The following is a 7,118-nucleotide window of genomic DNA, read 5'->3' as shown; positions in this document are numbered from 1 at the left end:
GTGGTCGGTGCCGCCATGTCGGACAGCACGATATCGGGATCCCCACCCAGCGCCTCGGCCAGCTTCTGCGGCGCCTGCGGATCGAGGAAATCCATCAGCAGCACCGGCGCGCCGGGCACGGCGTCCATTTCGAGATAATCGATGCCGATGACATGCGGCTTGTCGGCCGTCGATTTCGTCCGCGCGGCGGCGACCTGGCACCAGCCGCCGGGGGCGGCGCCGAGGTCGATCACCTTCATGCCGGGTTTCAACAGATGATGCTTGTCGTCGATCTCGATCAGTTTGTAGGCCGCGCGCGAGCGATAGCCGTCAGCCTTGGAGCGCTGGACATAGGGATCGTTGATGTGGCGCTGCAGCCAGCGGCGCGACGATTCCTTCAGCCCGCTCTTCTTCTTGATCCGCGTCTTCAGCACACGAATGCTGGCGGATCCTGGTTTTTCCGGTTTCTTGGTCATTGCTTATTTCTTCGGTTCGGGCTCACGCTCTGCCACGCCCATCGTTGCGCCAGACGCCATCATCGGCCATCAGTTCGCTTAAAATACCTTCGCGCAGGCCACGATCGGCGACTCGCAGCCGCTCGGACGGCCACACGGCGCGGATCGCTTCGAGGATAGCACAGCCGGCCAGCACCAGATCGGCGCGATCGGCACCGATGCAAGGGTTGGCGCAGCGCTGCTGGAAATCCCAGCCAACCAGTCTTTCGACCATGCGATCGACGCTGTCGCGGTCCATCCAAAGCCCGTCGACACGGCGGCGATCGTAGCGCTCGAGCTCAAGGTGGACACCGGCCAGCGTCGTCACCGTTCCCGACGTGCCCAGCAGATGAAAATTCGGGCTGGCCTTGAGATGGCTCAGCCGGTCGCGACCGTCGAAGTTGGCCAGCCGGCCGGCGACATCATCGACCATGGCGGCGAAGATCTCGCGCGTCACCGTGCGGCCGCCAAAGCGCTCGGCCAGCGAGACGACGCCGACCGGCAGCGACGTCCACGACACGATGTGATTGGCGAGCCTCGGCGAACGGCGGCCTGCGAGGTCGATGAGCGCGATTTCGGACGAGCCGCCGCCAATATCGAACAGGACGACGCCTTGAGTGTCGCGCTCGACCAGCGAGCCGCAGCCGGACACCGCCAGCCGCGCTTCGGTCTGGCGGTCGATGATCTCGAGCTTCAGGCCGGCCTCGCGCTCGACGCGGTCGATGAACTCGACGCCGTTTTCGGCCGTGCGGCAGGCCTCGGTGGCGATCAGCCGGGCTTTTCTGATCTTGCGGTTGCGCAATTTGTCGCCGCAGATTTTCAGCGCCTCGACCGCGCGGTCCATCGCCGGCTGGCCGAGCCGGCCATTGGCGGTGAGCCCCTCGCCCAGCCGGACGATGCGAGAAAAGGCGTCGATGACGCGGAACTGGCCATGCCGCGTCGGCACGGCGACCAACAGCCGGCAATTGTTGGTGCCAAGGTCAAGCGCCGCAAACACCGGAAGCTCCTGGACCGGCGGCCGACGGGCGCTCTGTTCCGGCCGTGGCACTACAGCGGCGGGCGAGACCGCCGACTCCACCGGTCTGTGGGCCTCCGCCGCCGGGGCACCGGCTTTGCCTGGCGCCGGCGATCGATTCTCCGCGGGACGCGCTTCGTCGCGCGCAAAAACCTTGCGCCCGCGCCTTCGCTTGCGCCGCTTCTTGGGCTTGCCTTTGTGGGGTGCGTCGCCCGCCTGCCCGTCCGCGGAGCGGAGCTCCGTCGGGCGGCGTTGCTGCCAGCTTGCGTTCCCCGGGCCAGCCGACCCCTGGGAAGCGCTGGACACGCCCACCTCCGGCGCGCCGGCGCCGGTGTCGTGGTCTTCCACTGTCGTTCCTTCCGGCGCCGCGCGAACCTATGATGGACGCAGCAGGCGCTTCAGTGTTTTAAGTTGCCGCCAGACTAACAGCGCCGCGCCCGATCACCAAGAGCCGCATGCCGAATTTTGCCGGCAGGCCGCTGACCGCCGTTCCGGCGCGGCCGCTCACTGCGGCAAATCTTGCCGGCCGGCGCTGCGACAAGGGTTCGCGGTTGAATAGCCGGCTTCGATGAGGCATTTCTGAAATGAGCGGAAGAATCCGGCAAAGCCGGCCTCCCACCAGCCACGAAAAGGAAGCGGACCCGCAACGCATGGCAGTCAGGCAATGAACTGGAGACGCTATTTCTGGCCGGTCGTCGGCATCGCCGCCGTGATCTTCTCGCTGCTGCTGCTCTGGCACGAATTGCGCGGCGTTTCGCTCGACGACGTCTGGGACGGTATCACGGCCATTCCGACCCGGGGTTGGGTTCTTGCCGCGCTGAGTTCGATCATCGCCTATGCCTCGCTTGCCGGCTACGACCACATCGCGCTCCTGCATATCGGCAAGCGCGTGTCGTGGCTGTTCGTCACGCTGTGCTCCTTCACCACCTATGCGCTGTCGCACAACATTGGCGGTTCGGTGTTTTCCGGCGCCGTCATCCGCTACCGCGCCTATGGTACCAGGGGCCTGACCGGACAGGATGTCGGCGTGCTGGTGGCGGTCTGCTGGATCACCTTCGTGCTGTCGACGATTTTGGCCTCGGGCCTCGTTCTGGTGTTCGAGCCTGAGATACTCGACCGGTTTTCCGGCATCGCCCATCATGGCCTGTCGGAAGCGGCCGGCATCGCGATGCTGCTGCTCGTCGCCGCCTATGTCTTCGGCAGCTGGCTGCATCTGCGCCCGCTGAAGATCGCCAGTTTTCAGCTCCACTACCCGGCGCTGCCGATCGTCGCGCGGCAACTGCTGATCGGCCCGATCGAACTGCTGGCCGCCGCCGCGATCATCTTCTTTGCCCTGCCCGCAGCCCACAATCCCGGCTACTTCGTCATACTGGGCGTCTTCCTCGTCTCCTTCTCGATCGCGCAGATCTCGCACGCGCCGGGCGGGCTCGGCGTGTTCGAGGTGGTGTTTCTCGCCGGCCTGTCGGACATGGATCCGGTCGGCGTGCTGGCGGCGCTGCTGGTGTTCCGACTGTTCTACCTGATCATCCCGCTGATTCTGGGCCTGGGCGTGGTGCTGTTCTTCGAACGCTCGCAATTCAGCCGGACGGAGGGTTGAGACGCGGGATTGGACTGGGAGCCGCGCGCCGGCATCTGAAGTGCGGCGTCTGAAATCACCTGACGAAACGTGCCATTGAACCACAGAGCAGGCTTGACTATTTTCCGCTGGCGGCTACAAGGCAGCGCTCACAGCGGCTTGCCCGCTCGGCCCGCACGGTTCATGACCGCGCCTGCTGGGGAATAGGTTAACGGTAGACCCACGGACTCTGACTCCGTTAGTCCTGGTTCGAATCCAGGTTCCCCAGCCAGTCCATTTTTTACGGTGAAATCAGGTACTTAACTTTTTTCATTAGCAAGGTGCGTTAGCACCTTTTGTTAGCTCGCGGGCCTGTGGAAATTGCCCTTCCGCCCGACTCTCGACGGTGATTCCGGCCTATAGTCGGCTCCCTTAACGCGAAGGGAGAACGACATGGGCGGCGAAGCTATGCTTGATGACGATAACGGCGCGGCAGAAATCGCTGCTGAATGGGGCGTCGATCTGGACCTACTCAACGATGCGTCTTGGGAACTGGAAACGATAGATGGCAATGACGGCGAGACCTACGGCTTTCTCGTTCGCTTTGATAGGGATACCGATCCAGACCTTTTGGTTTCTCTAGGTGTAGATTCCGGCAGTCTCACAAGAGAGGTTAGCTTGAACGCTTTCGACAAGCCCGATCGTGAGCCGGACGAATGAGCGTGCAGAACTCAGGCGCGGGAGGGCGACATGGAATTTGTTATAGGAATGCTTGTAAGTGGCTTTGTCGTTTGGGTGATCATGCGTCCAGCAGCTAGGGCACATCTGCCTCCAGAGAACGGCAGTCTGCCGAAGGCCGATAGCTGGAAGGACACATATTTTAAGTGCTAGGCAAAGACGAAGGGTTAGTAGGCATGCCAATCTCTGGCTTAATGGACGAAGATCACTTGGATGAGCGGCAATGAGCAACAATCCCGGCAAGAAGGGAAAGCCCGCTCCATGGCAAAAGCGGGCCGCCGAACACCGCGATCAGGCGCTAGAGGAGTATCGGCTCGCAAATAATCCGTCATACGCGGAGTGGTCAAAGCGACGGTCGGAAGCTGCCAGATCATTCAGAAAAGAAACTGGGGCCGATGACTTTTCGAACCGTGATCTTTTCAAGGCCATGAAAGCCGCGTCTGCTCGCTTGCGGGCATGGGACAAGGCAAACCCCTCCCCGACGTCATGGGACGACCACAAGCGGCTGGAAACAGAGTTTGCGGCGCAATATGTGCCAAGGGATTATTCCTAAAGGTCGTCAAGGCGGCATCAAACGATAGGCGGCGAGCGCCGACGCCAAGATGCAAAGGGCCGACAGGATGCCGGCGGCGATTCCAGTCCAATGGGTCCAACTAATCCAACGATTTGTGCCGTCATCGAACTTTGGCCAGTGCTCATCGTCGTAGAGATCATGCCGGGGCTCACGGCCTCATAGATGCGGGCGTGAAAGCTCCAGTTCGCCCAAACAAGGAAGCCGCACAGGAAGGCCAGAAGCAGGCCGGGCACATGCCACCAAAAGACCGAAGGCAGCACCGCCTTCGATAGCCGGTCGTTCTGTGCGAGGAACGCGACGGCAGCGCCATGCGCGAGCAAGAGCGATGCTATCAGCCACCCCCCGTAGTTGGCATTCAGTTGGAAGGCATGGCGCTTGTTCTTTTCGAACTCCTCATAGGTGAGCTTCCGAACCTCAATGGCTTCCCAACGAATCTTGACGGCCGGCCCTGCCTATGGTCGGTTGCGATGGGCAATCTACTTGGGGCAGGTTCATGAATATAAAAGACGCCTATAACGCTGCTGTTCGCTTGCAAGCGAACATTGTTAAAAACAAATTAGTTCAAGCTAGTTTGCAAGCTGGATCGCGGAACACGCCTAAACAGTGGAATTCTGAATTCATACGGCTGTTTGAGGATCTTGATTTCGAGGAGCGTAAATTACTCCGCGAAATCGGACAATACCAAAAATTACTTGAAGTTTATGATATCGCCAAGGAAGATCAAGGTCAGGTGTCCGTATTTGTTGTCCAAAATGCTTCTGAAGCACTTGGCAGAGTTAACGCCTACGTTCAAGCAAACGCTCCCTTTGCTAAGGGTGGAGAGAATCATGGCGCTCAGGATTCAGTCGAAATAACCTTTCCAATTGCGTCATTGAAATCGACAACCTTCGAATTATCAGAAGAGATCGATTGGTTCTTTAAATTATTTAACCGTGTATCTGCTGAATTTAGCGACGAAGAAAAGCCAACGATTATCAGCGTCGATAACGTCGACTTATCAATTGCAGTTGCGATTGATTGGAAATTCCTTCTTGTAATACTTCTTATATGGACGCGGTTCCAGAAATACATGAAGGATTCTCAAGAGATAAAAAGCGGTGCGGCGGCTGTGGAACCTCAAGACCGGCGCGCCGGCGCCGAATTCCGATGTCGTCGAGGCGCTCGACGTCTGCGAGCGGTCGATCCGGCTTGCCGATGAGGCCGGCGCAGCACAACATCCGGCGATCGTCCACCTGCACATCCATCTCCTGGAAATGTCCACCATGCCGGAGCGCGGCATGCGGTCAGCGGATCTGCTCGGCGAGATGTGCCCCGATGCCGGGCACATGAACCACATGCCGGGGCATATCTATGTGCTGTGCGGCGAGTATGAGAAAGCAAAACGCGCCAGCGAAAAGGCGGTGCGTGCCAACGACCTCTATCTCGCCTATGCCGACGAGCCGACCTATTATTTGCTCGGCTGCTGCCACGATCTGCATCTGATGATGTTCACCTGCATGTTGTCGGGCCAGCACCAGCCTGCACTGTGGGCCGCCGACAGAGTGCGCAGCCTGGTCGCGCGCGACGTGGTCGCCATCCAGGGCCGGCCAAAGCTCACGCAGACGGTGGAAGGCTACCATGCGATGAAATCGCATGTGCAGGTGCGCTTCGGCCGCTGGCAGGAGATCATCGACGAACCGGTCACCGAGGAGCCTGGCCTCTATGTGCTGACGGCGGCCATGCAGCGCTACGCCAAAGGTGTGGCGCATGCGACGCTCAAGCATTTCGCTGAGGCTGAACGTGAGCGCGAAGAGTTCCATCGGCATCTGAAAGGCATTGCGCCCGAGCGGCGCTTCCTCAGCAACCCGGCGCAAGCTTCGCTGGCTGTCGGTGCCGCCCTGCTCGACGGCGAGCTCGCGTACCACCAGGGCCGGCATGAGGAGGCGTATGGCCATTTGCGGCAGGCGGTCGAGCTTGACGACAATCTGTCCTACACCGAGCCGTGGGCCTGGATGCACCCGCCGCGCCATGCGCTGGCGGCGCTGCTTCTCGACCAGGGTCACGCGCAGGAAGCAGAACAGGTCTATCGCGACGATCTGGGCCTGAGCGGCACGGTGCAGCGCTGTGCCCAGCATCCGAACAATGTCTGGGCATTGCACGGGCTTGTGGAATGCCTGAAACGGCGCGGCGAGACCGATGAATTGCCGACATTGCAGACAAGCCTTGCAGCGGCGCTGGCCAAGGCGGACGTACCGATCACCTCGTCCTGCCTGTGCAGGACGAGCGCGCAGCAAGGCTGCTGTCACTGACGCGAAGTCTGCCTGTCGCCACTGTTGCGGCCGATCGGCTAGAGCAATTCCAGGAAAAGTGTGAAACGGTTTTCCATCCGGAATTGCGTCAAAACAAGGAGTTAGAGCGGGTCGCCGTTTCCGTGAAACGGTGAACTGCTTTAGCCAAACAAATTGTCGACCAGATCGTCGTTGGCGGTGGAAACCTCGCCGCCCGGGTATGTCACCTGCCGATCAGCCGAGGCTCCATGCTGCGTCGCCCCACGCCTTCGATCAGCACGGAACAGTCTATCTCATCGTGAAGTTGGGCGTTTGGGTCAGACGAAAGCCAGGAAGCATAGGAGCGAAGCTGCTTGAGCCTGGCTGTTTTCTCAAGCCGTGCCTGGCGCTCATCCTCGGCTGGTTGAGCCGGTCCTTTGTTCTTCTGGGCAGGAAATTGCATCCTGGCTCTCCTCGGTCACCGAGCCTGTGGAGACGGACTCAATCGGGCGTTGGC

Annotated in this window: 6 protein-coding genes, 1 tRNA gene and 1 pseudogene; 6 read left to right on the top strand and 2 right to left on the bottom strand. The window is 60.5% G+C overall.

Annotated elements, in window-relative coordinates; all coding sequences use genetic code 11:
- A partial coding sequence (locus EN925_RS16460) for an RlmE family RNA methyltransferase (protein WP_164894234.1) occupies positions 1-455 on the bottom strand: 455 nt, incomplete at its 3' end.
- A gap of 22 nt (positions 456-477) precedes the next feature.
- On the bottom strand, positions 478-1,836 hold the full coding sequence (locus EN925_RS16455; protein ID WP_127388348.1) for a Ppx/GppA phosphatase family protein: 1,359 nt from the start codon (positions 1,834-1,836) through the stop codon (positions 478-480).
- Positions 1,837-2,152: 316 nt separating this feature from the next.
- Between EN925_RS16455 and EN925_RS16450 the strand changes: the two genes are divergently transcribed.
- The 6 genes and pseudogenes from EN925_RS16450 to EN925_RS16425 form a co-directional block, all read left to right on the top strand.
- Positions 2,153-3,085, top strand: coding sequence for a lysylphosphatidylglycerol synthase domain-containing protein (locus tag EN925_RS16450; protein WP_127368310.1), 933 nt, complete (start codon positions 2,153-2,155; stop codon positions 3,083-3,085).
- Positions 3,086-3,261: 176 nt separating this feature from the next.
- A tRNA-Gln gene (locus tag EN925_RS16445) sits at positions 3,262-3,335 on the top strand.
- Between the two features lie 161 nt (positions 3,336-3,496).
- Positions 3,497-3,763 carry a hypothetical protein gene (locus EN925_RS16440; RefSeq protein WP_127368311.1) on the top strand — a complete coding sequence of 89 codons (267 nt, stop codon included), beginning with the start codon at positions 3,497-3,499 and terminating at the stop codon, positions 3,761-3,763.
- A gap of 241 nt (positions 3,764-4,004) precedes the next feature.
- Entirely contained in the window at positions 4,005-4,334 is a 330-nt protein-coding gene (locus EN925_RS16435; protein ID WP_127368312.1) for a hypothetical protein, read from the top strand.
- A 514-nt stretch (positions 4,335-4,848) separates the two neighbouring features.
- Positions 4,849-5,553, top strand: a complete 705-nt coding sequence (locus EN925_RS16430) for a hypothetical protein (protein WP_127368313.1) — start codon at positions 4,849-4,851, stop codon at positions 5,551-5,553.
- Positions 5,453-6,643, top strand: a pseudogene (locus tag EN925_RS16425) (hypothetical protein); the annotation flags it as partial. The gene EN925_RS16430 and the pseudogene EN925_RS16425, both read left to right, overlap by 101 nt.
- Positions 6,644-7,118: the final 475 nt, after the last annotated feature.

The organism is Mesorhizobium sp. M7A.F.Ca.US.006.04.2.1, from assembly GCF_004022915.1.
GTDB classification, from domain to species: domain Bacteria; phylum Pseudomonadota; class Alphaproteobacteria; order Rhizobiales; family Rhizobiaceae; genus Mesorhizobium; species Mesorhizobium ciceri.
The sequence above is the reverse complement of the archived record's forward strand: the minus strand, read 5'-3'. Positions and strand labels throughout refer to the sequence as shown.

Bases quoted from the DNA above. Each gene is read 5' to 3' on its own strand.
- EN925_RS16450 (WP_127368310.1), top strand. From the start codon at position 2,153: ATGAACTGGAGACGCTATTTCTGGCCGGTCGTCGGCATCGCCGCCGTG.
- EN925_RS16440 (WP_127368311.1), top strand. From the start codon at position 3,497: ATGGGCGGCGAAGCTATGCTTGATGACGATAACGGCGCGGCAGAAATC.
- EN925_RS16430 (WP_127368313.1), top strand. From the start codon at position 4,849: ATGAATATAAAAGACGCCTATAACGCTGCTGTTCGCTTGCAAGCGAAC.
- EN925_RS16435 (WP_127368312.1), top strand. From the start codon at position 4,005: ATGAGCAACAATCCCGGCAAGAAGGGAAAGCCCGCTCCATGGCAAAAG.